This is a genomic window from Caballeronia hypogeia (assembly GCF_001544875.2).
GTDB lineage: Bacteria > Pseudomonadota > Gammaproteobacteria > Burkholderiales > Burkholderiaceae > Caballeronia > Caballeronia hypogeia.
Window position 1 is genome coordinate 1 of sequence record NZ_FCOA02000029.1, and the last position, 26432, is coordinate 26432.

The window sequence follows — 26432 nt, forward strand, 5'->3', positions numbered from 1 at the left end:
CAATCGGAATCTGGTGCTCTCCGCTCGCGCGGCGTAGCGCCAAACTCGGCGGTCTCCGACAAAGTCGGGGCGGTTCACCGTGGATCAACTGCAACCTCTCTTGGGCGAAGTGGTGGGCACCAGCGACTGGACCGTCATCGATCAGCAGCGCATCAACACGTTTGCGGATGCGACCGGTGACCATCAGTGGATTCACGTGGACCCCGCACGCGCGGCGTCGGGGCCTTTCGGCGCACCGATCGCGCACGGCTTCCTGACCCTTAGCCTGCTGCCGGTGTTTTCGGAAAGCGCTTTCGTGATCAGTCAGTTCAGGCTGGGTGTGAACTATGGCTTGAACAAAGTCCGCTTTCTGAAGCCAGTAGTCGTGAATGCCCGTTTGCGTGCCCATTTCAAGCTGCTCAGTTTCGAGTCTCTCGACAACAAGGGCACCCAGCTCATCTTCGAAATGACGGTCGAAATGGAGGGCGCGGATAAGGCGGTTTGCGTCGCCGAGTCGATCCTGCGTCTGTTCGACTGAGTGAAACGATCAAGAGATTCAAGAGAGGAAGACAATGAGCGAAACATCTACGGTACTCCTGAGCGAGCAGGAAATCATGATCCGCGACGCAGCTCGCAAGGTGGCGCAGGAAGTCGTCGCCTCAACGGCCGCCGAGCGCGACCGCAAATGCGCGTGGCCGACGAACGAGTTGAAGGCCGCGGCAGAACTCGGCTTTCTCGGCATGCATGTCCCCGCCGAGTACGGCGGTTCGGCTTTGACCTTTCCGGAATATTGTCTCGTCGTCGAGGAGTTTGCCGCCGCGGACGCTGGCTTTGCCACCATCATGCACGTCCACAACGGTCTGGCAGGCTGTGTGGCCCAGGCCGGCACCGAGGCGCAGAAGCGAAAGTACCTGCCGGACATGGCCTCGGGCAAGACCATCGTGGCGGGGCTGCTGACCGAGCCGCAGGCCGGCTCCGACACCGCGGCCTTCCGTACGACCGCGCGCCGCGAAGGCGATCACTATGTGCTGAACGGCAGCAAGCAGTTCATCTCGAATGGCAATGAGGCGGGCGTCGGCATTGCCATCGCGGCGGTGACCGAGACGCCAGACGGCAAGAAGGGCCCAAGCCTGTTCATCGTCGATCCGCGTGCGCCCGGCTACAACGTGACCCGGGTCGAGGAAAAGCTGGGCCAGCGGTCTGCCCACGTCGCCGCGATCCAACTCGACAATCATCGCGTGCCCGTCGAAAATCTGATCGGCGAGGAAGGTGCCGGCTACAAGCGGGTGATGGGCATGTTGTCCGAAGGCCGCATCGGCATTGCGGCCGTCGCCTGCGGCGTCGCCCGCGCCGCATTGGAAGCCGCAGTGAAGTACGCAAAGGAGCGCGAAGCGTATGGCGGCCCGATTGTCAAGCTGCAAGGCGTCGCTTTCGACCTCGCTGACATGGCCACGCAGGTCGAGATCGCTCACCAGTTCATGTTGCACGCGGCACGCCTGCAGGCGGCCGGGGTCCATTGTGCGAAAGAAGCATCGATGGCCAAGCTGTTCGCCAGTGAAATCGCGGAAAAGGTCTGCTCGGACGCCATTCAGATCCATGGCGGCTATGGCTATCTGACCGATTTCCCGGTGGAGCGCTACTACCGCGACGCACGCGTGACCAAGATCTACGAAGGCACCAGCCACATCCAGAAGGTCATCATTTCGCGCGAGATCGCAGGCCGCTGAACGCGCAAACGATGTGGTCGTGTGCGGTCATGTCGCGCGAGTCGGGGCAGGTATCGACCCGTGCGATACCGATAGAGGGCTTCGTGCTGAGGTGCCTGGCTAGCGCCGGGCGTTTTCGTAGACGTGGGTGGTCCGGCACGTGGATTCAGTGAGGCGCCGCGCGTCAAGCTGATCCGACGACGGCACGGGTTGCCCTGGTTCATTTGTCGAGAGATCCATGTTTCCAATCTTTGAAGCCCGTTGGCTTGGCTGCTTTCTCACCGTTGCCGCTCTGCAGGTTCAACCTGCCGTAGCGCAGGTTGCCCCGGCCGGACCCACTGCCGTTGTTCCCGCCGGTGCGATAGACGAGTTGCGCACCCGGGCGTTCGATGCCGCCGTCTGGGGCATGCCGATCGTCAGCGTCGATGCCATGCGCGAGGCGTACTTCCGCGATGCGGGTGCACGCTACAACGACATCGTTTATTGGTCACGTCCAGCCGACTGGAACAACCAGACCACCACGCCGAATTCCTCGTCGCTTTACGTCTACTTCAACTTCAACCTGAAGGACGGGCCGGTCGTCGTGGATCTTCCAGCCGCGGACGGTATCGGGGTCTTCGGCGGTCTGATCGACGCGTGGCAGGTACCGTTGACGGATGTCGGGCCCGCGGGCCAGGACCAGGGAAAAGGCGGGCGTTATCTATTGTTGCCGCCCGGGTTCAAGGGCGAGGTTCCGCCGGGCTATATTCCGCTGCGCTCGACGACCAACAATGGTTACGCGCTGATTCGGGTGACCTCGAAAACGTTGTCGCGGGCCGACCTCGATACAGGCAACGCGTATATCCACAAGCTGCGCGTGACGGCGTTCTCAGATGTCTCGGGTGGCGCGCAGCAGCGATTCATCGATATGAACGGCAAGCTGTTCGACGGTATTGTCCGCTTTGACGATACCTACTTCGTGCGGCTGGCGCGCATGGTGAACGAGGAGCCCGCGCTGCCGCGCGACGCCCGCATGTACGCCAGCGTGCGTGCGCTCGGCATCGAGCCGGGCCGGGCCTTCACTCCCGACGCGGCGACCCGCGCGCGATTGCGCGCTGCTGCGCAATTGGCACACGCGAGCTTCCGTCAGGCGCTGCTGGCCGGCGAAGTGCCGTGGTGGCCTGGTTCGCGCTGGGGCATCAATTCGCAGGTCATCCAGGGCGTGAAAACCGGCTTCACCTTCGACGACGGACAACGCCTCGACATTGGGGCGCGCGCGGCAGTCTTCTACTTCGCCTACGCCCCGCCCCAGAAACTCGGAAAAGCGACGTTCTACCTGACGGGCTGGCGCGACGATCGGGGCGAATTGTTCGAGGGTTCTGGGCAGTACCGCTTGCGGGTCCCGCCACGGGTACCCGCGCGCGAGTTCTGGGCGGTCAACGTCTACGACAGCGAAACGTGCGGGTTCATACGTCGAGCCCCGCGCGTCGGTCTGGACTCCTACGACAAGGGACTGCAGCGCAATGCGGACGGATCGATCGATATTTACTTCGGACCGCAGCCGCCGGCGGGCAAGGCGGCCAACTGGATCTATACCGCTCCTGGAAAGCCATGGTTCGTCGGGTTCCGTCTCTACGGACCGGGTGCGCCGATCCTCGACAAGTCGTGGCGGTTGCCGGACGTCGTGCGGCAGTGAGGCGGATTCTGCGCACGTCCGCGGCAACTCCCAGCAACTGCATTGCGTAGCACGCGCGAGACGATTGCGCGCCGAAGCCTATCCCTTGATGTTGTTCCGCTCACAAGAATTTGCGAGTCAGGTTCGTTTGAAGACGTCGGTACTGGCGACGTCGGTGCAATAGCCCTAATGAAGACCGTTGCTTTCCGATGTTCCTACGGAACGCTTCTATGAGTCGTTGAGACGTCGTGATAGACACGAGGGATGTTTGAAGGAGTTCGTATGTGTTTCATCCGGCGGAGTATCGGCGGCGCGGCATTGGTCGTGGCAGCACAGGGCGCCTGGGCACAAACGGGATTGACGTTGTATGGTGTGGCTGACAGTTTCGTGCAATTTCTGGGTAACGGATCGACGCAGTCGTTCTCCGTGCGCAGCGGCGGTAATACCGGTTCGAATTTCGGCATGCGAGGCGAGGAGGATCTGGGGGGCGGTTTCAAAGCAAAGTTTGTCCTCGAGAGCGGTTACACCATCAACAACGGCGGATTCTACGTCGACAGTTCGACGCTGTTCTATCGTCAGGCCTGGGTCGGGTTGGCGCACACGGACTATGGTTCGCTGACGTTCGGACGACAGTACCAGCCGACTTTCTGGGCCATCTATTACACCGACCCGTTCCGCGGTGGGGAGGCTTTGTCGCCTGTCGCGGCCACGGCGGTGGCGGTGGATCGCCATACCCTCGCTACGCAGGTCACCTCCGGGCGAACCAGCAACTCGATGGAGTACCAGTCGCCCATCGTAGGGGGGCTGAAGCTTTATACGATGTACGCCTTCAGTTCGACTGCGACGCAGCCTGTCGTGCAGTCCGTCGGTAATCTGTTTGATATCGCGCTTTCCTACAGCGGAGCTGCATTGTACGTGGGTCTTGCGTATCAGAATCAGCATGGCGGATCGGAGATCATGCCGGGGCTGCCTGCTGCGCTGAATACGCTTGGCACGGAACGCTTCACGGGCGGCCTTGGCTACCGGATCGGCATCGTGAATCTGCAGGCCAACTACACCTATAACCGCTCGAGCAACGGGCCCAAAGGCTCGCTCGCCGCACAACTCGACGCGGCGCACTCGTACAGCTTCGCCGAGGTCGGCGCGACGATTCAGGCGACCCTAGCCGATACGTTCGAAATCGCCGGAGTCGAACGCAACGCGCGTGGTGTGCACGACAGTGCGGTGGGCATCGAGATCGGCGCTGACCACAGCATTTCGAAGCGCACTGCGGTCTACGCGCGTGCCGGTTACATCAAGAACCATGGCAGCTCGATGATGAGCTGGCCAGGCGTGGTGGTAACCGAACCGGACAGCTCTCAGCGTCTGGTGGTCTTTGGCATCACGCATCGCTTCTGAGTCGAGGCGCTCTCGCCGCCTTCACAGGCTTGCTGCAGCTATGGGTTCGTCGACAGATTCAGACGCCCACCGGGTGTAGCTGAGGCGCGCCATTGCCACGCGCAGGCGAAACCGCTGCCCACCAGCCCCGGTGGCCGTCCGTCCACAAATAGAGGGGAGGCCGCGCACGCGCATGCGCACGGCTTAAGGTGGCTATCGGGCCAACCGGAGTCTTGACCGGCGTTCGGCTCAGTCTTCCCATTACATAACCGGCGTTGCGTGGTCGGTCCGCCGCCATGCAATTGCTTTCATTATCTCGTTCTCCGAGGCAATTCATGACGATTCGATTTGACGGCCGGGTGGCGTCGAAACCGAGCCGGTCGTGATTCCTGCCGGTGCGTTGTCAGTAGACGCCGTACAGGCACATTTCGAACAGATCGCCGACTGGAGCACGTCTGCCTGTCGCGACGACGCCAACCAGGCGGTACATGGGTTCGTCACCGCGATGGAGCGCGCCTGCGCCTAAACCGAGCTGGCGGTCGGCTGTGGAAGACCAATTGACTGTGGGGCGCACCTTTTGCCGACGCGCTCCCCGTCAGCAGAGGCGATCAGATTCAGCGTCACCTAGCGTGCGACAAGTGCCGGCCACGCAACGACCGCCACTCGCGTAGCAGTTGAACCTTATTTCGATCCATCAATCAGCTGGTGCGCTGACGTTCGCGAATGCGACCCCGGCCGGGATGCAATCGCCGTTTTGTGAAGGCGCATATACCGGATAGTCCCGGGGCAAGGTGCCACTGAACGCAAGAGCCTTCCCAGGCGGCGCGCCCATTCGTCTCAACGCAGATTTCGACAGCGTCGATGGCCGTTTCCCCTCCCCACCCCCCCCTTTCTACAGGGGAAGAGCACGCGATCGCGATGCTAACTTGCGCTTGACTGAGCAGTGGGTTCGGGATGCGCGACAGGATCTTTTCATCGTCATCACACCAGTTGTCGTCCCGGAGGCGGGCACGGTCGATTCAACACGAGCGGTACGAATGAGGGGAACAGCGTAGGCGTGGCATTTCCCTTCGCGAGCGCGCTGCCAATAAAAGACAAAGGAGACAAGGAGATGTTGCGCAACAAACAGAAGGCCGTTGGGCCTGCGAACATGCCACGCCTCACCGTGCTGGCCGGCCTGCTTGCGGCCATGATGCCGCTCCAGGCCTACGCCTTCAAGATCGATACCGGTTCGACGGACTGGGACGTTAATTGGGACAACACCGTCAGCTACAACCTGGGCATGCGCGCGAACGGTATCGATCCGATGATCGGCAATAACCCGAACTTCGACGACGGCGACTACAAATTCAATCACGCGGGCGACATCATCACGAACCGGCTCTCGATTCTGTCGGAGCTGACTGCCGCTTATCAGGGCTACGTGGGCTTTCGCCTGTCCGGCTCTGCTTGGAAAGATTTCGCGTATGGCAGCGGCGACGCCACGAATCCGGGTGTCTTTGCGCCAGGCATCACGTATCGTTCGTTGGCGTCTTATCCGAACGCCACCTATAGCTCGTTCACGAACCGCTACTACGTGCAGGGTGCCCAACTGCTCGATGGATTTGCGTTCTATAACACCCAGGTGGCAGACCGGGCGATCTATCTGAAAGCCGGTCAATTTACCGAATACTGGGGCAATTCGCTGCTTTCGCCGAGTCAGGGCATTTCGTTTGCGCAGGGCGCGACAGACGGGATCAAGGCGTTGAACTCACCCGGCACGACGACGAAGGAACTCTTGCTGCCACGTCCGCAGGTCAGCATGACGGCGCAGGTTACCCCCCAGGTGGCCGTGTCGGGTCAGTACGCACTGGGCTGGACATACAGCCGGCTTCCGACCGGCGGGACCTATCTTGAAGCGAACGACGCCGCGGCCCAGGGGCCGTCGTATCTCGTCATTCCCACTGCAAAGGCCGCGGTGCTCGTTCCGCAAGGGGAGTCCATCAAGCCCTCTCAGATCGACAACAACTTCGGGCTGAAAGTCAGCTGGACGCCGACCTTCATGGAAGGCGCGATGGGTTTCTATTTCCGCCGTCTGGATGAAGTGGCGCCGTGGATTCTCACGAACTGGAAGGGTGGGGTGCCGACCGACTACCACCTCTCTTACAACCGTGGCGTCCAACTGATCGGCTACAGCCTCGACACGACGCTGGGCAGCGTCAGTGTCGGCTTCGAAGCCTCGTATCGTCACAACACTGCGCTCGCCACGGCGCTGAGCCCCGCTATTGCAAACCAGACCGAAGGTGCAAAGGGCAATGTCTTCAACATCGTGACGAACGCGATCGTGCCACTTTCGAAATCGCCGCTGTGGCAGACAGGAACCCTGACGGCAGAAATCGGCTATACCCATCTGCTGTCCGTTACGCAGAACGCGCAGCTCTTCAACGGCGTGGGCTACTCGGCCTGTCCGAGCAACAACAAATGGAATGGCTGCTCCACCAAGGACTACGTCGGTGCCGGCATCGTATTCCAGCCGCAGTGGCTGCAGGTGTTTCCGGGCGTCGATCTGAGCATGCCGACGACCGTCACGGGCGGCGTGTGGGGTAACAACCCGATCAATCCAGGTTCCGCCGGAGGCGCGCAGGGCTTCTTCCAGTATTCGATCGGCCTGCAGGCACTGATTCGCCAGAAGACGACCATCACGCTCTCGTATATCGGCTATCACGCTCACGTGAACACGACTTCCGTGACGCCGTCTGGCCTGCCGTACAACAACACGGGCAACGGCCTGATCGATCTCAACGACCGGCCTTGGGTGTCGCTCGCCCTCCAATCCTCGTTCTGAGGCGTAACAAAGTTCAGGAGACAAGCATATGAAAGTTCTACTTCAAGTAGCCGCGGCAGGCCTCGTGACCCTGCATGCCGCGGGTGCGGCCGCCGCCGTGTCCGCAGACGAGGCTCGGCAGCTCGGTACCACGCTCACCCGGTTCGGATCCGAAAAAGCGGGTAGCGCCGACGGCGCGATTCCGGAGTACACCGGCGGCCTGTCCAAACCGCCCGCGGATTATACGGCGAACAGCGGCAAGTGGCCCGATCCGTACAGCGCCGAAAAGGCGCTCTTCAGCGTGACTCCGGCGAACATGGGCCAATACGCGGACCAACTGACACCTGGCGCGGATGCGCTCCTCAAGCGTTTTCCCGACATGCGTCTGGAGGTCTATCCGACGCATCGCTCGGCGTCATATCCGCAATGGGTGCTCGATAACACGGTGAAAAACGCAACGAGCGCGCATCTCGTCGGCAAGGTGGAAGGTGACGGCGTGGCCGGTGCGTTTGGCGGCGTTCCATTTCCGATTCCGAAGAGTGGCTACGAGGTCATGTGGAATGCGATGCTCAGTTATCGGCCCACGGAATTCTCGGTCGTCAATATGGGCGGCCAACTCATCGATTCGTCCGGCGGCCGTACGGAACTGCCCGTTCTGAACATTACTGAATACCGGCCTTACTTCGATCAGAAGAACGCCGCCGGTAATTTCTCGGGACCGTACCTGCGCGCATGGATACAGGCCGAGACGCCACCGACGACGGCTGGCACCACCGTGCTTGTCGATTACTCGAGCAACTATTCCGACACCGACCAGGTGAGCTGGGCTTACTTTCCTTCACAACGCCGTACCCGCATGGCGCCAGACTACAAATACGACACACCGTCCTCCAGTTACGGCGGCGTGCTCTTCTGGGACGAAGGCAACGTATTCACGGGCAGGATGGACCGCTTCGACTTCAAGCTGATTGGCAAGAAGGAGATGATCGTTCCTGCTAACAACTATCGCCTCTCTCAACTCCCGGTGGACGACGTTTTCGGCCCCAAACACCTGAAACCGGATGCGGTGCGCTGGGAGCGCCACCGCGTGTGGGTCGTCGAGGCCACGCTGAAGGCTGACGCGCGACATGCGTACGCGAAGCGGGTCTTCTACATCGACGAAGACAGCTGGACCTTCGTCGAGGCCGACGGCTACGGCCACGACGGAAAGCTGTGGCGCGTGGGGATCGACTACCAATTCCCGCTTTACGATGGCGGCGGTGTTTTCGCGCTGTGCTACGGCTTCTACGATCTGCAGAAAGGGAACTACTTCCTCACCTTCACCAATGGCGCGAACGGCGCACCCTTGTTGCGGGTTTCCGACCACCTGAGCCACCCGAATCTGTTCACGCCCGCGGGCATGTCGGGGACGGGCTTGCGTTGACGCGTAACCCTTAGCTCAGGAAAAAACCACGGTCCTCCCGGCAAGCCGCCGGTGCGGGGCCGGCCTGGTTCATTTTGCATTGGCCGGATCGAGGTACAGCATGCTTCATCACAAATACGTTGCGCGAACGATGCGCGTAGGCCTCTTGGGAATCTCGTTACTGACGGCAAGTTGGGTAGCGGGCGCGCAAGTGGAGCAGGGGAGCAGTTCGGCGTCTCAATCGGGGGCCGCTATCGCGCCGAAAGATCCATTCGTCGACCCGCTCGACGCACCCGCGTTCATGCACCGGCGAGCGACCGGGCGGCCCGTGATGGCCGCCGCGCGCGCGGGTACACGCATCGTCGCGGTGGGCATGCGTGGACTGATCATCATCTCCGATGATGAAGGCAAGACCTGGCAGCAGGTCGACGTGCCGGTACGCAGCGACCTGCTCGCGCTCAGCTTCCCGACGGCGCGAGACGGTTGGGCGGTCGGTCATGACGGTGTGGTGCTGCACACCGTCGACGGTGGCCGGTCGTGGCGGCGCCAGTTGGACGGCCGGGTGGCAGCGACGACGCTCGTCTCGTATTACAAGGCCCAAATTGCGGGCGGCGATTCCACGTTGCGGCCTTTTCTCGACCAGTTGATGCTGAACTACCGGCAGGGTCCGTCGCTGCCGCTCCTCAGCGTTTGGTTTCGCGACGTTCAGTATGGGATCGCGGTCGGACCCTTCGGCATGGCGATCGCAACCGAGGATGGCGGCAAGACGTGGCGGCCGATACTCGATCGTTTCGACAATCCGCAGTTCCTGCATCTGAACACTGTCTTCGGGCAAGGCGACCAGGTCTACGTGGCTGCGGAGAAGGGGACGGTGTTCCGCCTGGATTCCGCAAGCGGCCGATTCGTTGCGGTCAATACCGGCTATGCGGGCAGCTTCTTCGGCATGACCGGTAACGATCGCGCGTTGTTTGCCTTCGGTCTGCGCGGCACGATCTATCGAAGCGCGGACCATGGCATGAGCTGGTCAAGATTGCCTAGCCCGCTGCGCGGTGCGGTGACGGGAGGGGCGCCCATCGCTTCGCGTGAGCAGCTCGTGTTCGTCTCCGCAGCGGGGGAAGCCGCGCTGTACGACGAGCATGACAGCTCGTTCACGCCAATGCAGACGGGGCAAGCGTCGGTGCTGACGGCAGTTCTCCCTCTGAAAGCCGGCGCGTATGCAGTCATGTCGCTGGTCGGCCCTACTTTCGCTTCCACCCGGTAACCACTGCTGTTTGCGTAAAGAGAGTATCGATATGAACTCCAATTCGGAGCGCGTCGACCCGAACCCGGTCGTGCAAAAAAAAGAGGACTTCGAGTCGAACTCGGGGGGCTGGCTGGAACGGCTGATCTTCAACAATCGGCGCTGGATTGTCGTAGCGTGCGTGCTCGTCACACTGTTTCTCGGCTTTCAGGCGACGCAGTCGAACGTCAGCGCGAGCTACGAACGAATGATGCCGCAGTCGAGCGCGTTCATTCGCAATTACCTCGCGAATGTCGATTCATTGCGGTCCCTGGGCAACTCGGTACGCGTAGTCGTGGAAAATCGCAACGGCACGATCTACGACGCTCGATATCTCAAAGTCCTGCGAAAGGTCAACGACCAGATCTATTTGCAGCCGGGGGTGGACCGGGCCTTTGTGAAGTCCTTGTGGATGCCCGTCGTTCGTTGGACCGAGGTAACGGAGAGCGGCTTTCAGGGCGGTCCCGTCATGCCGGACGACTATGACGGCTCTGCCGCCAGCATCGACCGGTTGCGCCAGAACGTGGCGCGGGCGGGCATCCTGGGGTCTCTCATTGCCGACGACCTGCATTCCAGCACGATCTTCGTGCCCCTGCTCGATCACTACGCGGATACCGGCAAGCCATTCGACGCGCGAGCAGTGCACGACGCGCTCGAGAAGATCCGCCACGACTACGCGCGCGACGGCATCGACATTCATGTGATCGGCTTCGCGCAACTGGTCGGCGACCTGATTCACGGACTCCTGCAGGTGGCGGTGTACTTCGCCGCTGCTGCCGCAATTGCGATGGCCGTGATCTACGGCTATACCCGTTGCGTGCGCAGCACCGCGCTGGTGATCAGCTGCTCGCTGGCCGCGGTCGTGTGGCAGCTCGGGATCGTCCATCTGTTGCGTATCGATCTCGATCCGTATTCGATCCTGGTGCCGTTCCTGATCTTCGCGATCGGTGTGTCGCATGGTGCGCAGAAGATGAACGGCATCACCCAGGATATCGGCCGCGGCACCCACCGATACGTCGCCGCGCGCTACACGTTCCGGCGTCTGTTCCTCGCTGGGCTGACAGCGCTGCTCGCGGACGCGGTCGGCTTCGCCGTCCTCATGCTGATCGACATCCCGGTGATTCGTGGACTGGCGGTGGCCGCGAGCGTCGGCGTGGCGGTGCTGATCTTCACGAACCTGGTGTTTCTGCCCGTGCTGCTGTCGTACACCGGGGTCAGCGCGGCCGCTGCGGCGCGCAGCCTGCGCGCCGAAAAGCACCATCTGCTCGGGGCATTGCTGGTTCCTTTTACGCGGCGCGGACCCGCCAGCGTGGCCGTGCTGCTGGCGGGGATTCTGTGCGTTGGGGGCCTGGTGGTCGGCCAATACCTGAAGATTGGCGACCTTGATCCCGGCGCGCCGGAGCTGCGTCCGAACTCGCGCTATAACCGCGACAACGCGTACGTGACGAGTCACTACCGGCTATCGACGGACCAGTTCGCGGTGATCGTCACGACGCCTCCGGGCGGCATCGCCGACTATAAGACGCTGATGGAGATCGACGAGCTCGAGCAGGATTTGCGCGGCATCGAGGGCGTCCAGACCACGGCCTCGGTCAGCGCTGTGAGCCGGCGCATCACCGCGGCGGATTTCGAAGGCGATCCGCGCTGGATGACTATCGCACGCGATCCGGCCATTTCGTCGCAGGCGGTCAACGACGCCTATGTGGCGAACCCGGAGCTCGTCAACGGCGCGCGCTCGGTCGCACCCGTGGTGGCGTTCCTCGCCGATCACAAGGCAAAGACGCTTGAGCGGGTCGTCAAGGTAGTTGAGGCATTCGGCGCGCAGCACAACACACGGGATCGTCAATTTCTGCCGGCCGCCGGCAGCGCGGGCATCGAGGCAGCGACGAACATGGCGGTCGAGCAGGCCAATCGCACGATGCTGCTGCTCGTCTATGCCGCTGTGATCGCACTGTGCTTCGTTACGTTCAGGAACTGGCGTGCCGTGGTCGCTGCGGTGGTGCCGCTCGTGGTCACGTCGATTCTCTGCGAGGCGCTGATGGTGATACTGGGCATTGGGGTGAAGGTCGCTACGCTCCCGGTTACGGCACTGGGCGTGGGCATCGGCGTCGACTATGCGCTGTATCTGCTCAGCGTTCAGTTGACGCTGCAGCGCCAGGGCGCATCGCTCGAGACCGCATATCGCGAGGCAGTCGGTTTTACCGGCAAGGTGATCGCGCTGATCGGCGTGACGCTGGCGATATCGGTCGTCACCTGGGCATGGTCGCCGATCAAGTTTCAGGCCGACATGGGGGTATTGCTGACGTTCATGTTCGTCTGGAACATGATAGGTGCGCTGGTGTTGATTCCCGCGTTGTCTCACTTTTTGCTGCAAGGCGGTACGCGCAAGCCAGTGAGCAGTGCCCTGGATGATCTGGCTAAGAAATCGCCGTGCCGAGGCTGACCTTGTCGGCGTTTTCGCGCTTGGCCTCGCTGGTCGTTGCGCTCGTCAGCTCCGTTCAGTCGCCGGTAGACGCACATGCTGAGCGGCGGCGAGGTGCCACTGGTATCTGCGCAGGGAAGTCAGTCGTCGCGGCTTCGCGCGCGGGGAGGTGAGGGAGACCCTCCCTGGCCCTCTACATAAGATAGGGGCACCCCGTGGCAGTTCCGCCTATCCTTCGAGTCATTCCAAACAGGTTGTCTGGTTTGTGCGGTGCCGCGCTGGTGCGCGGTCGCCAGAGCAAGCCGGCGTTCATTCGCGAATGCGAGGAGCCATGACGACCGATATCGATCACGGCATGCGCCGACGACGCGCAGCAACAGGAGGGAGTGGTGAAAATACTGGTAGCAGTGAAGCGGGTAGTGGACGCCAACGTAAAGGTCGGTGTGAAGTCGGACGGTACGTGCGTCGACATCGCCAACGTGAAGATGTCGATGAATCCGTTCGACGAAATCGCGATTGAAGAGGCCGTTCGTCTGAAGGAAGCGGGCGTCGCGACCGAAGTGATCGCCGTGTCGGCGGGTGTGACCCAGTCGCAGGAAACGCTGCGCACCGCGCTCGCCATCGGCGCGGATCGCGGAATCCTGATCGAATCGAACGAAGATCTGCAGCCGCTGGCGGTTGCGAAGCTGCTCAAGGCGCTGGTCGACAAGGAACAGCCACAGCTGGTGATCCTCGGCAAGCAGGCCATCGACGACGACTCCAACCAGACCGGCCAGATGCTCGCCGGGCTTGCGAATCTGCCGCAGGCGACGTTTGCATCGAAGGTCGTCGTGGCCGACGGCAAGGCGACGGTGTCGCGTGAAGTGGATGGTGGTGCGGAAACGCTGTCGCTGACGCTGCCGGCCGTGGTCACGACCGATCTGCGCCTCAATGAGCCGCGCTACGTGACGCTGCCGAACATCATGAAGGCCAAGAAAAAGCCGCTGGAAACGCTCAAGCCCGAGGACCTCGGCGTCGATGTCACGCCGCGTCTGAAGACGCTGAAAGTCGCCGAGCCGGCGAAGCGCTCCGCCGGTGTGAAGGTGCCGGATGTGAAGACGCTGGTCGAGAAGCTGAAGACCGAAGCCAAGGTGCTGTGAGGAGAACCAAGAAATGACGAACCTGGTAATTGCAGAACACGACAACGCGTCGATCAAGGCCGCGACGCTGAACACGATCGCAGCGGCACAGAAGGTCGGCGGTGATATTCACGTGCTGGTGGCGGGCCACAATGCGGAGGCCGCAGCCGATGCGGCAGCGAAGATCGCGGGTGTCGCCAAGGTGCTGCTCGCCGACGCGCCGCAACTGGCCGACGGGCTTTCTGAAAACGTCGAAGCAACGGTGCTGAACATCGCGAAGAACTACACGCACATCCTCGCGCCGGCCACCGCCTACGGCAAGAACATCGCGCCGCGCATTGCCGCGAAGCTCGATGTGGCACAGATCAGCGACACCATCGCAGTCGCCAGCCCGGATACGTTCGAGCGTCCGATCTACGCGGGCAACGTGATCGCGACGGTTCAATCTCAGGACCCGATCAAAGTCATCACGGTGCGCACGACAGGGTTCGATCCGGTCGCGGCAGAAGGCGGCTGCGCGACGGTCGAGACGATCGCGGCAGCGGCGGATGCGGGCATCTCACAATTCGTGAGCCGCGCGGTGACGAAGCTGGACCGTCCGGAACTGACGAGCGCGAGGATCATCGTGTCGGGCGGCCGGGGCCTCGGAAGCGGCGAAAACTATACGAAGGTGCTGGAGCCTTTGGCGGACAAGCTGGGTGCGGCGTTGGGCGCATCGCGCGCGGCGGTCGACGCGGGCTTCGTGCCGAACGACTATCAGGTCGGCCAGACCGGCAAGATCGTCGCGCCGCAACTGTATGTCGCGGTTGGCATCTCGGGCGCGATCCAGCACCTCGCCGGCATGAAGGACTCGAAGGTGATCGTCGCGATCAACAAGGACGAAGAAGCGCCGATCTTCAGTGTGGCCGACTATGGCCTCGTCGGCGATCTGTTTGCCGTCGCCCCGGAACTCGTGAGCGAACTCGAAGCCCGGACATAGGTTTCGAGTTCTTAGGAGCAATCGCGCGCCGAAAAGCAATTGACTCAAACTTGAGGAGCCGTCTGACCCATGCGCCTTGCCGACTACTTCGACGCCGCCGCGTCCCGTTTTCCGAGCCGCACCGCTTTCGTCGACGGGGCCGTGCGCATCGATTTCGCCGATGCCCAGCGTTTCGTCCATGCCGTGGCGCATGCTCTCGCCGCCGAGCCGTCGCTGGCGGCGGGGGCGCATGTCGCGATCTACGCGCCCAACGACTACCGCGTCAGTCTGCTCCAGATCGCTATCAACCGCGCCGACATGGCGTGGGTAGCGGTTCACACGCGCAATTCGGTGGAAACGAACATCCAGGTACTGGAATACGCGGATGTGCAGCTCGTCTTCTTCCACAGCGCCTACGAGCGGCTCGTCCCGCAACTCAGGAGCGGCCTTGCGCCGACTTGCCGTTTCATCAGCATCGACGCGCCCTCGGCTGACGGACGCTATCTGGCGGACTGGACCGCGTCGCACGGCACTCCGTTCTGCGCCGGCCCCGAAGAACCGGACCGCACTGTCCTGCTGCAGCCCACCGGCGGTACCACCGGACCGTCGAAGGCAGCCGTCCACACGAACAGGTCAGTGGAGATGGGGATCGTCTCCACGTTCGTCAATCTGGGCATGGACAGCGAGACACGCGTGCTCGCGGTGGCGCCCCTGACCCACGCGGCCAGCTATCTGACGTTCGCCAGCGCGGCGCGCGGCGGCATGACAGTCGTGCTGCCCGCGTTCGACGTCGAGGCTGTGCTCGCCGCGATCGAACGCGACCGGATTACGCACCTGTTTGTACCGCCGACCGTCATCTATACCTTGATTGGCGATTCGCGCACGGCCAGCGCCGATCTGTCGTCGCTGCGTGCGGTCCTGGTTGGCGGCGCGCCCATCGCGCCCGAGAAAATGCGTGAGGCAATCCGGCGCCTCGGTCCAGTGATCTACGAGGTGTTCGCGCAAAGCGAGTGCCTCTGCTGCCTCATCAAGAAGCCAGCCGATTATCTGAGACCGGACGGCTCGCTCGATGAAGGCGTACTTCGGTCGGCGGGGCAGCCTGGCCCGTTCGGATGGGTTGAGATCATGGACGAGTCGGGCAATCTCGCGGGGCCTGGCGTGAAGGGCGAGATCGTCGTGAAATCGACCAGCGTCATGAAGGGCTACTACAAGAACCCCGGGCAGACTGCGGAAGTGTCGGCGTTCGGGTGGCATCACACCACTGACGTAGGCGTGCGCGATGAACGAGGCTTCATCACCGTTCTCGATCGCACCCGGGATATGATCGTCAGTGGTGGCTTCAACCTGTTTCCGAGTGAGATCGAGGCGGTCATCAACAGTCATCCCGCGGTGCTCGATTGCGCGGTGGTGGGTGTGCCCGACGAGAAATGGGGCGAGGCCGCCAAGGCCGTGGTGCAGCTCAAGGCCGGCAAGACGCTGTCGGCGGACGAAGTGATTGTGATGTGCAAGACCGCCCTGGGTAGCCTGAAGACGCCCAAGTCGGTTGAATTCTGGCCCGATCTGCCGCGTAGTGCGGTAGGCAAGGTTCTGAAACGCGACATTCGTGCCCGCTTCTGGGAAGGCCAATGGCGCGCGGTTTGACTGCGCCCTGATAGACAAAACCGACGAGGGCACACCATGAAGCCTCGCTTGCGAATCTCCCGCTGCATCGTCGGGTTGACGATTGCAAGTACCGCTCTGTCGTCGATCGCGTGGGCCACGACCGAAGAACCGCTGGGCGCCCCGGCCGCAGTGACCGTGGACAACTTCGTGCGGGCCGAAACCGATCTCTACTTTAATAACTCCGTGACCGACGGCGGATTCGGGGGCTGGCATCATAACCGCGGCCTTCTTCCCATCGATCATCAGACCGTCATCCGGGGCAACCGCGACACGTTGTATTCGACGCGCGTCTTTGATCTCGACGCTGGCCCGGTCACCGTTACTTTGCCGGATGCCGGACCGCGGTTCATGTCGCTACAGGTGATTAGCGAGGATCAATACACGACGACCGAATATGGAGCCGGCGCCCACACACTGGACAAAGCGACAATCGGTACGCGGTACGTGATGGTCGGCGTTCGCACGCTGGTCGATCCGCACGACCCAGGCGATCTCAAGCGCGCCCATGCGTTACAGGACGCAATCAAGGTTTCGCAGCCGGGCGGACCTGGAAAGTTCGAGATTCCGAACTGGGACAAGAAAAGCGAGAAAAAGGTGCGCGAAGCGCTCCTCGTTCTCGCGAGCACGGTCACCGACACACGACGCGCCTTTGGAACAAAAAAGGAAGTCGATCCGGTCCAATATCTGATCGGCGCCGCTTCGGCATGGGGGGCTAACGCGCCCCGCGATGCAGTCTATCTCAACGTCGTTCCAGCAAAGAACGACGGCGGCACGCGCTACACGCTGAAGGTCAAGGACGTTCCTGTCGACGGCTTCTGGTCGATCAGTGTCTATAACGCCGAGGGTTACTACGAAAAGAATGCATACGATGCATACACCGTAAACGACATCACGGCCAGAAAGGACGCGGACGGCGCGATCACCATCCGGTTCGGCGGCTGCGATGCCGGGATACCGAACTGTCTGCCGATCACGAAAGGATGGAACTACATGGTGCGGCTCTATCGGCCGCGCGCGGAGATCCTGGATGATAAGTGGACCTTCCCGGAAGCGGAGCCGGCGAACTGAGAGACGCCAGGTAACCTGCTCTCTGGCGTCGCCGCTGCGCGCATTCTGGTTCAGCAGAAAGAATCTGACGAACGAGCCACTATGACGCCATGGGGTGCGCACCAGTTCATTGAACGGCTTCGGCCTCCGGAAACTTCCAGCTGCCGTCAAGCACCTGCACACGAGGCCGATACAGTCGGACCATGTAGTTCCAGCCGGGGGTGACGGGCAGGCAGTTCGCCCGCTGTCCATCACAGCCGCCGAATTGCACCGATACCATGCCGTCGGCATCCTTCTTCGCCGCCACGTTGTTCAACGTATATGCGCCCTGAGCGTTCGGCTCGAAGTAGCCCTTATCGTTGTAGACGCTGATCGACCAGAAGCCGTCCACCGGCACGTCGCCCACCCGCAGGCGATACACCGTGGCGCCGTCGTTGCGGCGCGGCTTCACGTTGAGATACATGGCGTCCTTTTCTGGATTACCGCCCCACGCGATGGCGGTGCCGATCAAGTGGTGAATGGGTGAGATCTTCCCCGGCATGCCGAAGGCATCGTTCAAGTCCGAAAGCGTGTCACCCAGCGTGGCGAGCGCGTCGCGAACGCGTTTCTGGCTGGTCTTGTCCCAGTCCGGAACCTTGAAGCTTCCAGGCGCGGCTTGCTGCAACGCAATGCCATCCTGCAGGGCATGAAGCGCCCGCAGGTCCGCCGGATCGCGCGCATCGACCAGCGTGCGAACGCCAATCATCACGTAGCGCGTACCGATCTGTTTGCGCGTCAATGTATAGGGTCCTTTTCCATAGGCCACCATCATCGTGAAGTGATCTTCATTGATCGCCGTCACCGAGCGGAACCGCGTGCCCGCATCCGGCAGGGTAATCGTCACGGGGCCAGCGTTCAGGTCGAAAACTCCCGTCGAGTAGACGGTATCGCGATTGGCTCGCACGACCGATTGCCGGTCGATCGGCATCAGGTCGCGATAGTGACGCAACTTGCCGAAGCCGCCTTGTTTCACGACCGTAGAAAAGTACATGTCGGACTCCGCGCGCGCGAAGTTGTCGACCGTTACCGTCAGCGGGGTCGCTTGTGGTTCCGCCGGCGTGGTCTCCGCTACCGTGGGAAGGGCTGCGCCAGCAACCGCCACCAGCAAGGCGACGCGGAAAGTGCGAAAGCACGGTTTCATGGTTTCTTCTCTGATCACATGTTGACAACAGGGTATCGGCGGCTTGTCAGGCTCACCCGTCCACAGGGAAATGGGATGCAACAAGGATAAGCACGTCGATCTACAGCGCGCCCCTCCCCGGGCGGGAGGGCGTCCGAACGCACCAGCCTTCCCGGGGGCACCGGCGGCTGCACGATCGGCTCGGTGTGCCCTCCCAAAGATAGAGGTGAGGCGGGTGGTGCGGGCCCCTATTGTTGGAGTGCCAGGGTGCGATGACCCGGCCGCAGTTGCCGCGCGACTGGGACCTTTGCCGCGTTCGGCCTGGTGATGAGTACGTCGCTCCTCGAGTTGTCGTGGAGCCGGCGCAACCGCTGCCATATCGGGCAGGCGTGCCAGGGCGTCGCCGGTTACGAACGCTGCTATCGGAACAGGCATGAGCGCGGGAACGTTCAGTTACAGGGAGGAAGAAATGTCTGACTTGCAGGGCAGGGTTGCGATCGTTACGGGCGGCGCGGCGGGAATTGGCCGCGCCACTGCACTGTTGTTCGCGCGAGCCGGCGCACGGGTGGTAGTCGCCGACAGGGCGGAGGAGGCGGCCCGGGCGGTGGTCGCCGAGATCGAACGGGAAGGCGGCGAGGCGATGTTCCAGCACGTGGACGTGAGCCGCGAAGAGGATTGCGCGGCGATGGTGAAAGCCGCTGTCGAGCGCTTCGGCAGGCTGGACATCGCCTTCAACAACGCCGGCATGCCGGGCCGGGTTTCCAAGACGGAGGATCAAGGCTTCGCGCACTGGCACCGGATCATCGACGTCAACCTGAACGGGGTCTTCCACTGCATGGTGCATGAGCTGCGCGCGATGAAAGAGCACGGCGGCTCGATCGTCAATACCGCTTCCGTCGCCGGCGTGCGCGGTGCTCCCTTCAGTTCGGCGTACGCGGCGTCAAAGCATGGCGTCATTGGTCTGACCCGATCGGCGGCGAGGGAGTACGGCAGGTACGGTATCCGCATCAACGCGATCTGCCCGGGCGTCGTGAAGACGGCGATGGCAGAGGAGTTGGCCACGGCGTCACCGCCGGGAACCGCGGATGCGTTGCTGGCGGCGTCCATCCTGCGCCGGCCGGGCGAGCCGGAAGAGGCGGCGGAACTGGTGATGTGGCTGTGCTCCGACAAGGCGTCATTCGTCGCGGGCGCGCACTACATGATCGATGGCGGCCTGACGGCTTGAGGGCGGGCGTAGGGCGCACGTTTCCGGCTTCGCCGCAGGCGTGCGCTCCTCTCTGACTTTAACCCTTCGATGGGTTGCCGGGACCGCCGAAGGGAAGCCTACGCGCGGTCGGCCGGCAGCGTGCGGACCGTCCGTCGCCGCACCGCTTACTTGCCAGTGAACTCCGGCTTGCGCTTTTCGAGGATGGCGGTGATCGCCTCCCGATGGTCTTCTGTCTTGCTCGCCAGCCACTCGTACGACATGCAGGTATCCATGACAGCGTGCGCGAGCTGCTTGAGGCCGATGTTGGTCGACACCTTGGTCCAGCGGATCGCGTTGCTCGCGCCATTGGCGAGACGGTCGGCGAACTGATTGACGCACTCGTCCAGCTCGGCGGCCGGCACGGCATGGTTGATCAGGCCGATGCGGGCGGCTTCGATGGCAGGGATCGGATCGCCGGTCAGCAGATATTCCTTGGCGCGGGCGTAACCGATCAGCTGCGGCCAGATGATGGCGCCCCCATCGCCGGCCACGAGGCCGACATTGACGTGCGGATCGGCGAACTTCGCGGTGTCGGCAGCGAAGATCACGTCGCAGAACAACGCGATGCTGCAGCCGAGGCCGATCGCCGGACCGTTGACCTTGGCGATGATCGGCTTCTCGCAGTCGAGCTGGGCAAAGACGATCTGCTTACCTTCGCGCGCCGTGACGCGAAACGCAGCGGGGTCGTCGAAGCCAGCCTTGACAGCCTCCAGGTCCCCCCCAGCCGAGAAGGCACGCCCTGCGCCGGACAGCACGATGACTTCCGACTCGGGATCGTTATTCGCGTCGATGAACACCCGGGCCAACTCGGCATGCAGCCCGCCGTTGACGGCATTCAACTGCTCCGGGCGGTTCAGGGTGATTTCGAGGACGCGGCCGCGCCGGGTGAAGGTGATGTGCTGGTATGCGCTGAAGTCCATGTTGTCTCCGTGATGACGGGTGATGGGCCAGATTGGCTCATCGAACGATAGCCAGCTGCATGTTGGAACGTCCCCTCCCTAGTAGACAGGGCCGAGGCCGCCAGTGAGGCGTAGGCCGGCATCCAGAGCAAACAGGAAGCGCATTGCGTCCGCAAGGGGAGGTGAACGCAAGCGCCGCGATGCATATCGTGACGAGCAGGCAAGAACGCCGTATGGAATCTATTGAGGAGAAGACATGAGTGAATCTGTGTCCTTTGAGGTGAAAGGCCAGGTCGGTTGGATCACCCTGATGCGGCCACAGGCCCGCAACGCCATCAGCAAGGACATGGCTTTGGCCATGACCGCGCAATTGCGTAACTGGCAGCAGGACGACCAGGTGCGGGTGGTCGCCGTGACTGCCACCGGCCTCGCCTTCTGCGCGGGCGCCGACCTGAAGGCAAGCGGTACTCCCGGTCCCGGCGAGCCAGACCTTCTGGACACGCTCGTCGCGTTCTTCGACACGCTACGCGCCTTTCCGAAGCCCACAATCGCCGCTGTCAACGGCCTCGCGGTGGCCGGCGGCCTGGAGACGGTGCTGGCCTGCGACTTCGTGATCGCTGCGCAGAGCGCGCGCTTTGGCGATGCCCACTCGAACTTCGGCGTGTTCCCCGGCGGCGGCGGCGCGGCCGTTCTGGGGCGAAAGATTCCGCTGAACGTGGCCAAGTACCTGCTGTTCACCGGCGAATCGCTGCCGGCCGGCGACATGAAGCAGTACGGCCTGGTCGTCGAGGTCGTGGCCGACGGTGAACTGGTGGCGCGTGTGCAGGCCATCGGCGACAAGCTCGCGACGAAGAGCCCGCTGGTGCTGCGCAAGATGAAGAAGGTGGCCGACGAGACCGCCGACAAGCCGCTGGCCGACGCTTTGCGCCACGAACTGCTGGAACTGCGCAATCACCAACGCTCGTATGACATCGCCGAGGGCCTGCGCGCTTTCGCCGAGAAGCGTACGCCGGAATTCAAGGGCTATTGAGCCCAATACTGGATCGAGAACATCATGGAAAACATCTACATCGTCGGCGTCGGCATGACGCCGTTTGGCCGCCACGCCGACAAAACCATCAAGCAACTGACCGCCTCGGCCGTGGAAGACGCCCTGGCGGACGCCGGTTGTGAGCGCAAGTGGGTGCAGGCGGCCTTCTATGGCAACTGCACGCAGGGCCACTTCGACGGGCAGCACATGATCCGTGGTCAAGTGGCGCTGCTGCCGCTCGGTTTCGACAGTATTCCTATCTTCAATATCGAAGGCGCATGCGCTTCATCGAGCCACGCGTTCAACCTCGCGGTGAACCAGCTGCGAGCCGGGGCGGCAGATATCGCCATTGCCGTGGGCGCCGAGAAGATGTTCTCGAAGGACAAAGCCAAAATGTTCTCGGCCTTCGAGTCGGCTTGGGACATCGAGACATTCGAGGAGAACAAAAACTACCTCGCGGAGATGGGCAAGGGCATCGTGCCGCCGCCGGGCTCGCAGTCGGACAAGCCGTACAGCCCGTTCATGGACGTGTATGCGGCGATCGGCCGAGGCGGACTGATGGAGCGCTTCGGCATCACGCAGCGCCAGTTGGCAGCCGTGTCGTCGAAGAACCACGGCCACTCGGTGCATAACGAGCGCTCGCAATACCGCAACGCGATGAGCATCGAGGAAATTCTCGCGGCGCCGCCCATCACCTATCCGATCACGCTGCCGATGTGCTCGCCGATCTCCGACGGCGCCGCCGCCGCCATCGTCTGCACGGAATCCGCACTGAAAAAGTACGGCTTCGATCGCCAGCGCGCGATCAAGGTGCTGGCGAGCGTGGTGCGCTCGGCCTCGGCTCGCGCCGCCACTGATTTCGACAACGGCTGCACGCTCCAGGCCGGTAAGGCGGCCTACGAGCAGGCTGGTATTTCACCGGAAGACGTCGACGTGGCCGAGATCCATGACGCCACCGCGATCGGCGAACTGCTGGCGGTGGAGGCGCTGGGGCTGTGCGAGCCGGGCGCGAGCGGCGAAATGGCCGAGCGGGGCGAGACCACGCTGGGCGGCCGGCTGCCGATCAACCCGTCGGGCGGCCTCGAGTCGAAGGGCCACCCGATCGGTGCCACTGGCCTGGGCCAGATCTTCGAACTGGTGGAACAGTTGCGCGGCAACTGCGGAAAGCGCCAGGTCGAAGGCGCGCGCATCGCACTGCAGGGCAATGGCGGCGGACTGTGGCGGGTCGAGGAGTCGACCGAGCACGTCGGCATCTTTGCCCGCGCCTGAAAAAAATAGTCGCAAGAAACACAGAACAGGAGGAGTCGCATGAGCGAAGACGCGGTCATTTTCGAGCGCATCGGCAAGACGGCCGTCATCACGCTGAACCGGCCACACCGCCGCAATGCGCTGGACAGTTCTGCCCGGGATCTGCTGATCGCCGCCATCCGGACGGTGCAGACCGACCGCGAGATCCGCTCGGTCGTGCTGACGGGCGCGGGCGGTCACTTCTGCTCGGGCGCGGACCTGGCGGGCGGTGACGAAGAGGGCGACAAAGGCTTCATCGGCCGTGACGTGCTGGTCAACCACCAGCGCTGGTACACGGCGCTGATGGATCTGGAGAAGCCGGTGATCTCTGCGGTCGACGGTTTCGCGGTGGGCGCGGGCTTCTCGCTCGCGCTGGCGGCGGACTTCGTGATCGCCGGCCCGAACGTGAAACTGGTCGCCAACTTCGCGCGCATCGGCTTCGGTCCGGATCTCGGGCTCATGTACACGTTGCCGCGACTGGTCGGCGTGGCTCGCGCCAAGGAGATCGTGTTCACCGCACGCGACATTTCGGCCGACGAGGCGCTGGCGCTAGGCCTGGTTCAAGCAGTGGTGCCGGCCGAGCGACTGCGCGATATCGCCATCGAGATGGCGCAGCGCTTCGACGATGCGCCGACTCACGTGCTGGGCGCGGCCAAGCGGATCATGAACCGCGCCTACGAGACCGACCGGGAAGCGATGCTCCAGATGGAGGCGACGCTGCAAGGTATGTGTACGTCCAGCAGTTTCAGCGCCGAAGCGATGCGGCGCTTCTTCGCGAAAGAAGCGCCGATCTATCCGGGCGCCGAGCGTCTTTTCTGACATACATTCAACTTTCCAAGGAAACAAGACATGACACAGAAGGTCGTGGTTGCGGGGGTCGGCATGGTCCCCTTCAAGAAGCCAGGGCAGAGTGATCCCTACCCGGTGATGGGCGCCGAGGCGGCGCGCCTCGCGCTGGCGGACGCTGGCGTGGGCTACGAATCGATCCAGCAGGCGTTCGCCAGCTATATCTATGGCGATTCGATCTGCGGCCAGCGCGTGCTGTACGACGTCGGCATGACGGGCATCCCCATCATCAACGTCAACAACAACTGCTCGAGCGGATCGACGGCGTTGTACATGGCGCGCCAGGCCATCGCGAGCGGCGAAGTGGATATCGTGCTGGCGGTTGGCTTCGAGCAGATGAACCCGGGCGCGCTCGGCTCCAATTTCGCCGACAAGCCGAATCCCGTCGAGCGCTTCAGCGAGAAGCTCAACGAACTGCTCGGCTCGGTCGACGTGCCGCAGGCGCTACAGACTTTCGGTGGCGGCGGGCTCGAGCACATGCGCCGCTTCGGCACGCCGCTGGAGACCTTTGCGAAGATCCGCGCCAAGGCGAGCCGTCATGCGTTCAACAACCCGATGTCGGTGTTCCGCAACGTGCTGACCACCGAGGACGTGATGGCCGACAAGGTGATGTGGCCGGGCGTGATGACGCGACTGATGGCCTGTCCGCCGACCTGCGGCGCAGCGGCGGTCGTGTTGTGCAGCGAAGCCTATGCGAAGAAGCATAGCCTCGACGCTCGCGTCTGGATCGCCGGTCAGACGCTGACGACGGACGGCCCCGAGGTGTTCGCCTCGAACGATCTGCGCGACCTCGCCGGCTTCAGCATGTCCCGCGCGGCGGCGAACAAGGTGTATGAGCAGACCGGCATCGGCGCCGAGGAAGTCGATGTGGTCGAGCTGCACGACTGCTTCGCGCAGAACGAACTGCTCAGCTACGAAGCGCTGGGTCTGTGCCCGGAAGGCGGGGCGCAGAAATTCGTCGACGACGGCGACAACACCTACGGCGGCAAGTACGTGGTCAATCCGTCGGGCGGCCTGCTGTCGAAGGGGCACCCGATCGGCGCGACGGGCCTCGCGCAGTGCACGGAACTCGTGCAGCAATTGCGCGGCCGGGCGGACAAACGCCAGGTCGAAGGCGCCCGCATTGCGCTCCAGCACAACGTCGGCATCGGCGGCGCGGCGGTCGTCACGATGTATCGGATCTGACGAGCGCTCAGGCAGGCGCTGACGCGAACCCCTTCCCTGTCTCCATTTCGGGAGGTGCGCCCCGGGACGGTCGACGGATATCGTTGATGCGTACTTCACGCGGCAAGCCGCGCCGTTGCGCCGCAGCGCGCCAGCGGACGTCGTCGGGACGCCTGCCCGTGAGTGGTCTAAACCAAGGAGAAAGAGATGACCGAGAAGGTCGTTGTTGCCGGGGTCGGCATGATTCCGTTCAAGAAACCAGGCCAGAGCGAACCGTATACGGTCATGGGCGCACAGGCCGTGCGCCTCGCGCTGGCGGACGCGGCAGTGGGCTACGAATCGATCCAGCAGGCTTACGCCAGCTATATCTTCGGTGACTCGACCTGCGGCCAGCGCGTGCTCTACGACATCGGCATGACCGGGATTCCGGTCGTCAACGTCCACAACAACTGCGCGAGCGGGTCATCGGCGCTGTTCCTGGCCAATCAGGCCATCGCTAGCGGCAGAGTGGACATCGTGCTGGCCTTCGGCTTCGAACAAATGAATCCGGGTGCGCTGGGCGGTCTCTACAACGACCGTCCGGCTCCGCTCGACCCGTTCCTGCAGGAGTGCGCCAGCGTGGTGCCCGAAGGCGTGCCGATGGCGCTGCGCCTGTTCGGGGCGGCCGGGCTGGAGCATATGCGCCGCTTCGGAACACCGCTGGAAACCTTTGCGAAGATCCGCGCCAAGGCGAGCCGCCATGCGATGAACAACCCAATGGCGGTGTTCCGCAAGGAAGTCACCGCCGAAGAGGTCATGGCCGACCAGATGATGTGGCCCGGCGTCATGACGCGCCTGATGGCGTGCCCGCCGACGTGCGGCGCGGCCGCTGTCGTGCTGTGCAGCGAATCCTACGCACGCAAACATCGCCTCGATGCGAGCGTGTGGATCGCTGGCCAGGCCATCGCCACGGATGGTCCGGAGACCTTCAGGTCCGGCGACCTTCGGCATGTCGCCGGCTACGGCATGTCGCGGGCGGCGGCCAACAAGGTGTACGAGGAGGCCGGTATCGGCGCCGAGGACATCGATGTCCTCGAACTGCACGACTGCTTCGCGCAGAACGAACTGCTGAGCTATGAAGCGCTGGGCCTGTGCCCGGAGGGCGGCGCGCAGAAATTCGTCGACGCCGCCGATAACACTTACGGCGGCAAGTACGTGGTCAATCCGTCGGGCGGCCTGCTATCGAAGGGTCACCCGATCGGCGCGACGGGTCTCGCCCAGGCGACCGAACTGGTGCAGCAATTGCGTGGCCGGGCCGACCAGCGCCAGGTCGATGGCGCCCGTATCGCCCTGCAGCACAACGTCGGCATCGGCGGGGCAGCGGTCGTCACCATGTACCGCAAGGACTGACGGAG

General features: G+C 63.0%; 20 protein-coding genes. 18 read left to right on the forward strand and 2 right to left on the reverse strand.

Annotated features, from left to right (window positions below):
• Positions 1-79: 79 nt before the first annotated feature.
• The 12 genes from AWB79_RS29970 (at position 80) to AWB79_RS30025 (ending at position 17428) form a co-directional block, all read left to right on the forward strand.
• On the forward strand, positions 80-517 hold the full coding sequence (locus AWB79_RS29970) for a MaoC family dehydratase (RefSeq protein ID WP_061171071.1): 438 nt from the start codon (positions 80-82) through the stop codon (positions 515-517).
• A gap of 34 nt (positions 518-551) precedes the next feature.
• Complete coding sequence (locus AWB79_RS29975) at positions 552-1706, forward strand: acyl-CoA dehydrogenase family protein (RefSeq protein WP_061171072.1); 1155 nt, start codon at positions 552-554, stop codon at positions 1704-1706.
• 217 nt (positions 1707-1923) lie between these two features.
• The gene (locus AWB79_RS29980) at positions 1924-3360 is read left to right on the forward strand and encodes a DUF1214 domain-containing protein (RefSeq protein WP_082862504.1); all 1437 of its coding nucleotides are present in this window, start codon (positions 1924-1926) and stop codon (positions 3358-3360) included.
• Positions 3361-3621: 261 nt separating this feature from the next.
• Positions 3622-4737, forward strand: coding sequence for a porin (locus AWB79_RS29985; protein WP_061171074.1), 1116 nt, complete (start codon positions 3622-3624; stop codon positions 4735-4737).
• 1090 nt (positions 4738-5827) lie between these two features.
• Positions 5828-7540 carry a DUF1302 domain-containing protein gene (locus AWB79_RS29990; RefSeq protein WP_157695877.1) on the forward strand — a complete coding sequence of 571 codons (1713 nt, stop codon included), beginning with the start codon at positions 5828-5830 and terminating at the stop codon, positions 7538-7540.
• Between the two features lie 28 nt (positions 7541-7568).
• Positions 7569-8942, forward strand: a complete 1374-nt coding sequence (locus AWB79_RS29995; protein ID WP_063963576.1) for a DUF1329 domain-containing protein — start codon at positions 7569-7571, stop codon at positions 8940-8942.
• Positions 8943-9042: 100 nt separating this feature from the next.
• Complete coding sequence (locus AWB79_RS30000) at positions 9043-10182, forward strand: WD40/YVTN/BNR-like repeat-containing protein (protein ID WP_082862505.1); 1140 nt, start codon at positions 9043-9045, stop codon at positions 10180-10182.
• Between the two features lie 31 nt (positions 10183-10213).
• Complete coding sequence (locus AWB79_RS30005) at positions 10214-12643, forward strand: efflux RND transporter permease subunit (RefSeq protein ID WP_061171078.1); 2430 nt, start codon at positions 10214-10216, stop codon at positions 12641-12643.
• Positions 12644-13011: 368 nt separating this feature from the next.
• Positions 13012-13761, forward strand: a complete 750-nt coding sequence (locus tag AWB79_RS30010; RefSeq protein ID WP_061171131.1) for an electron transfer flavoprotein subunit beta/FixA family protein — start codon at positions 13012-13014, stop codon at positions 13759-13761.
• Between the two features lie 13 nt (positions 13762-13774).
• Positions 13775-14719 (forward strand): electron transfer flavoprotein subunit alpha/FixB family protein, encoded by a 945-nt coding sequence (locus tag AWB79_RS30015; protein ID WP_061171079.1) that lies wholly within the window; start codon positions 13775-13777, stop codon positions 14717-14719.
• A 69-nt stretch (positions 14720-14788) separates the two neighbouring features.
• A complete protein-coding gene (locus AWB79_RS30020; RefSeq protein WP_061171080.1) occupies positions 14789-16339 on the forward strand; it encodes a class I adenylate-forming enzyme family protein in 1551 nt (516 codons plus the stop codon).
• A 36-nt stretch (positions 16340-16375) separates the two neighbouring features.
• Positions 16376-17428, forward strand: coding sequence for a DUF1254 domain-containing protein (locus tag AWB79_RS30025; RefSeq protein WP_082862506.1), 1053 nt, complete (start codon positions 16376-16378; stop codon positions 17426-17428).
• Between the two features lie 106 nt (positions 17429-17534).
• Here AWB79_RS30025 and AWB79_RS30030 read toward each other — a convergent pair whose 3' ends face one another.
• Positions 17535-18587 carry a DUF1254 domain-containing protein gene (locus AWB79_RS30030; protein WP_082862507.1) on the reverse strand — a complete coding sequence of 351 codons (1053 nt, stop codon included), beginning with the start codon at positions 18585-18587 and terminating at the stop codon, positions 17535-17537.
• 412 nt (positions 18588-18999) lie between these two features.
• On the opposite strand from AWB79_RS30030, the gene AWB79_RS30035 reads away from it, so the two are divergent.
• Positions 19000-19791: an SDR family NAD(P)-dependent oxidoreductase gene (locus AWB79_RS30035; RefSeq protein ID WP_232471061.1), complete on the forward strand. Its 792-nt coding sequence runs from the start codon at positions 19000-19002 to the stop codon at positions 19789-19791.
• A 146-nt stretch (positions 19792-19937) separates the two neighbouring features.
• Here AWB79_RS30035 and AWB79_RS30040 read toward each other — a convergent pair whose 3' ends face one another.
• Positions 19938-20732 carry an enoyl-CoA hydratase/isomerase family protein gene (locus tag AWB79_RS30040; RefSeq protein ID WP_061171081.1) on the reverse strand — a complete coding sequence of 265 codons (795 nt, stop codon included), beginning with the start codon at positions 20730-20732 and terminating at the stop codon, positions 19938-19940.
• Positions 20733-20967: 235 nt separating this feature from the next.
• On the opposite strand from AWB79_RS30040, the gene AWB79_RS30045 reads away from it, so the two are divergent.
• From AWB79_RS30045 to AWB79_RS30065, 5 genes are all read left to right on the forward strand, one after another.
• On the forward strand, positions 20968-21741 hold the full coding sequence (locus AWB79_RS30045) for an enoyl-CoA hydratase/isomerase family protein (protein ID WP_061171082.1): 774 nt from the start codon (positions 20968-20970) through the stop codon (positions 21739-21741).
• 24 nt (positions 21742-21765) lie between these two features.
• Positions 21766-23010 (forward strand): thiolase family protein, encoded by a 1245-nt coding sequence (locus tag AWB79_RS30050; protein WP_061171083.1) that lies wholly within the window; start codon positions 21766-21768, stop codon positions 23008-23010.
• A 39-nt stretch (positions 23011-23049) separates the two neighbouring features.
• Entirely contained in the window at positions 23050-23847 is a 798-nt protein-coding gene (locus tag AWB79_RS30055; protein WP_061171084.1) for an enoyl-CoA hydratase/isomerase family protein, read from the forward strand.
• A 30-nt stretch (positions 23848-23877) separates the two neighbouring features.
• Complete coding sequence (locus AWB79_RS30060) at positions 23878-25059, forward strand: lipid-transfer protein (RefSeq protein ID WP_061171085.1); 1182 nt, start codon at positions 23878-23880, stop codon at positions 25057-25059.
• Positions 25060-25245: 186 nt separating this feature from the next.
• Entirely contained in the window at positions 25246-26427 is a 1182-nt protein-coding gene (locus AWB79_RS30065) for a lipid-transfer protein (protein ID WP_061171086.1), read from the forward strand.
• Positions 26428-26432 lie beyond the last annotated feature (5 nt).

Excerpts from the sequence above, each read along its gene's own strand:
- AWB79_RS29975 (WP_061171072.1), top strand. The coding sequence starts at position 552 with ATGAGCGAAACATCTACGGTACTCCTGAGCGAGCAGGAAATCATGATC.
- AWB79_RS29980 (WP_082862504.1), top strand. The coding sequence starts at position 1,924 with ATGTTTCCAATCTTTGAAGCCCGTTGGCTTGGCTGCTTTCTCACCGTT.
- AWB79_RS29985 (WP_061171074.1), top strand. The coding sequence starts at position 3,622 with ATGTGTTTCATCCGGCGGAGTATCGGCGGCGCGGCATTGGTCGTGGCA.
- AWB79_RS29990 (WP_157695877.1), top strand. The coding sequence starts at position 5,828 with ATGTTGCGCAACAAACAGAAGGCCGTTGGGCCTGCGAACATGCCACGC.
- AWB79_RS29995 (WP_063963576.1), top strand. The coding sequence starts at position 7,569 with ATGAAAGTTCTACTTCAAGTAGCCGCGGCAGGCCTCGTGACCCTGCAT.
- AWB79_RS30000 (WP_082862505.1), top strand. The coding sequence starts at position 9,043 with ATGCTTCATCACAAATACGTTGCGCGAACGATGCGCGTAGGCCTCTTG.
- AWB79_RS30005 (WP_061171078.1), top strand. The coding sequence starts at position 10,214 with ATGAACTCCAATTCGGAGCGCGTCGACCCGAACCCGGTCGTGCAAAAA.
- AWB79_RS30015 (WP_061171079.1), top strand. The coding sequence starts at position 13,775 with ATGACGAACCTGGTAATTGCAGAACACGACAACGCGTCGATCAAGGCC.
- AWB79_RS30020 (WP_061171080.1), top strand. The coding sequence starts at position 14,789 with ATGCGCCTTGCCGACTACTTCGACGCCGCCGCGTCCCGTTTTCCGAGC.
- AWB79_RS30025 (WP_082862506.1), top strand. The coding sequence starts at position 16,376 with ATGAAGCCTCGCTTGCGAATCTCCCGCTGCATCGTCGGGTTGACGATT.
- AWB79_RS30030 (WP_082862507.1), bottom strand. The coding sequence starts at position 18,587 with ATGAAACCGTGCTTTCGCACTTTCCGCGTCGCCTTGCTGGTGGCGGTT.
- AWB79_RS30035 (WP_232471061.1), top strand. The coding sequence starts at position 19,000 with ATGAGCGCGGGAACGTTCAGTTACAGGGAGGAAGAAATGTCTGACTTG.
- AWB79_RS30040 (WP_061171081.1), bottom strand. The coding sequence starts at position 20,732 with ATGGACTTCAGCGCATACCAGCACATCACCTTCACCCGGCGCGGCCGC.
- AWB79_RS30045 (WP_061171082.1), top strand. The coding sequence starts at position 20,968 with ATGAGTGAATCTGTGTCCTTTGAGGTGAAAGGCCAGGTCGGTTGGATC.
- AWB79_RS30050 (WP_061171083.1), top strand. The coding sequence starts at position 21,766 with ATGGAAAACATCTACATCGTCGGCGTCGGCATGACGCCGTTTGGCCGC.
- AWB79_RS30055 (WP_061171084.1), top strand. The coding sequence starts at position 23,050 with ATGAGCGAAGACGCGGTCATTTTCGAGCGCATCGGCAAGACGGCCGTC.
- AWB79_RS30060 (WP_061171085.1), top strand. The coding sequence starts at position 23,878 with ATGACACAGAAGGTCGTGGTTGCGGGGGTCGGCATGGTCCCCTTCAAG.
- AWB79_RS30065 (WP_061171086.1), top strand. The coding sequence starts at position 25,246 with ATGACCGAGAAGGTCGTTGTTGCCGGGGTCGGCATGATTCCGTTCAAG.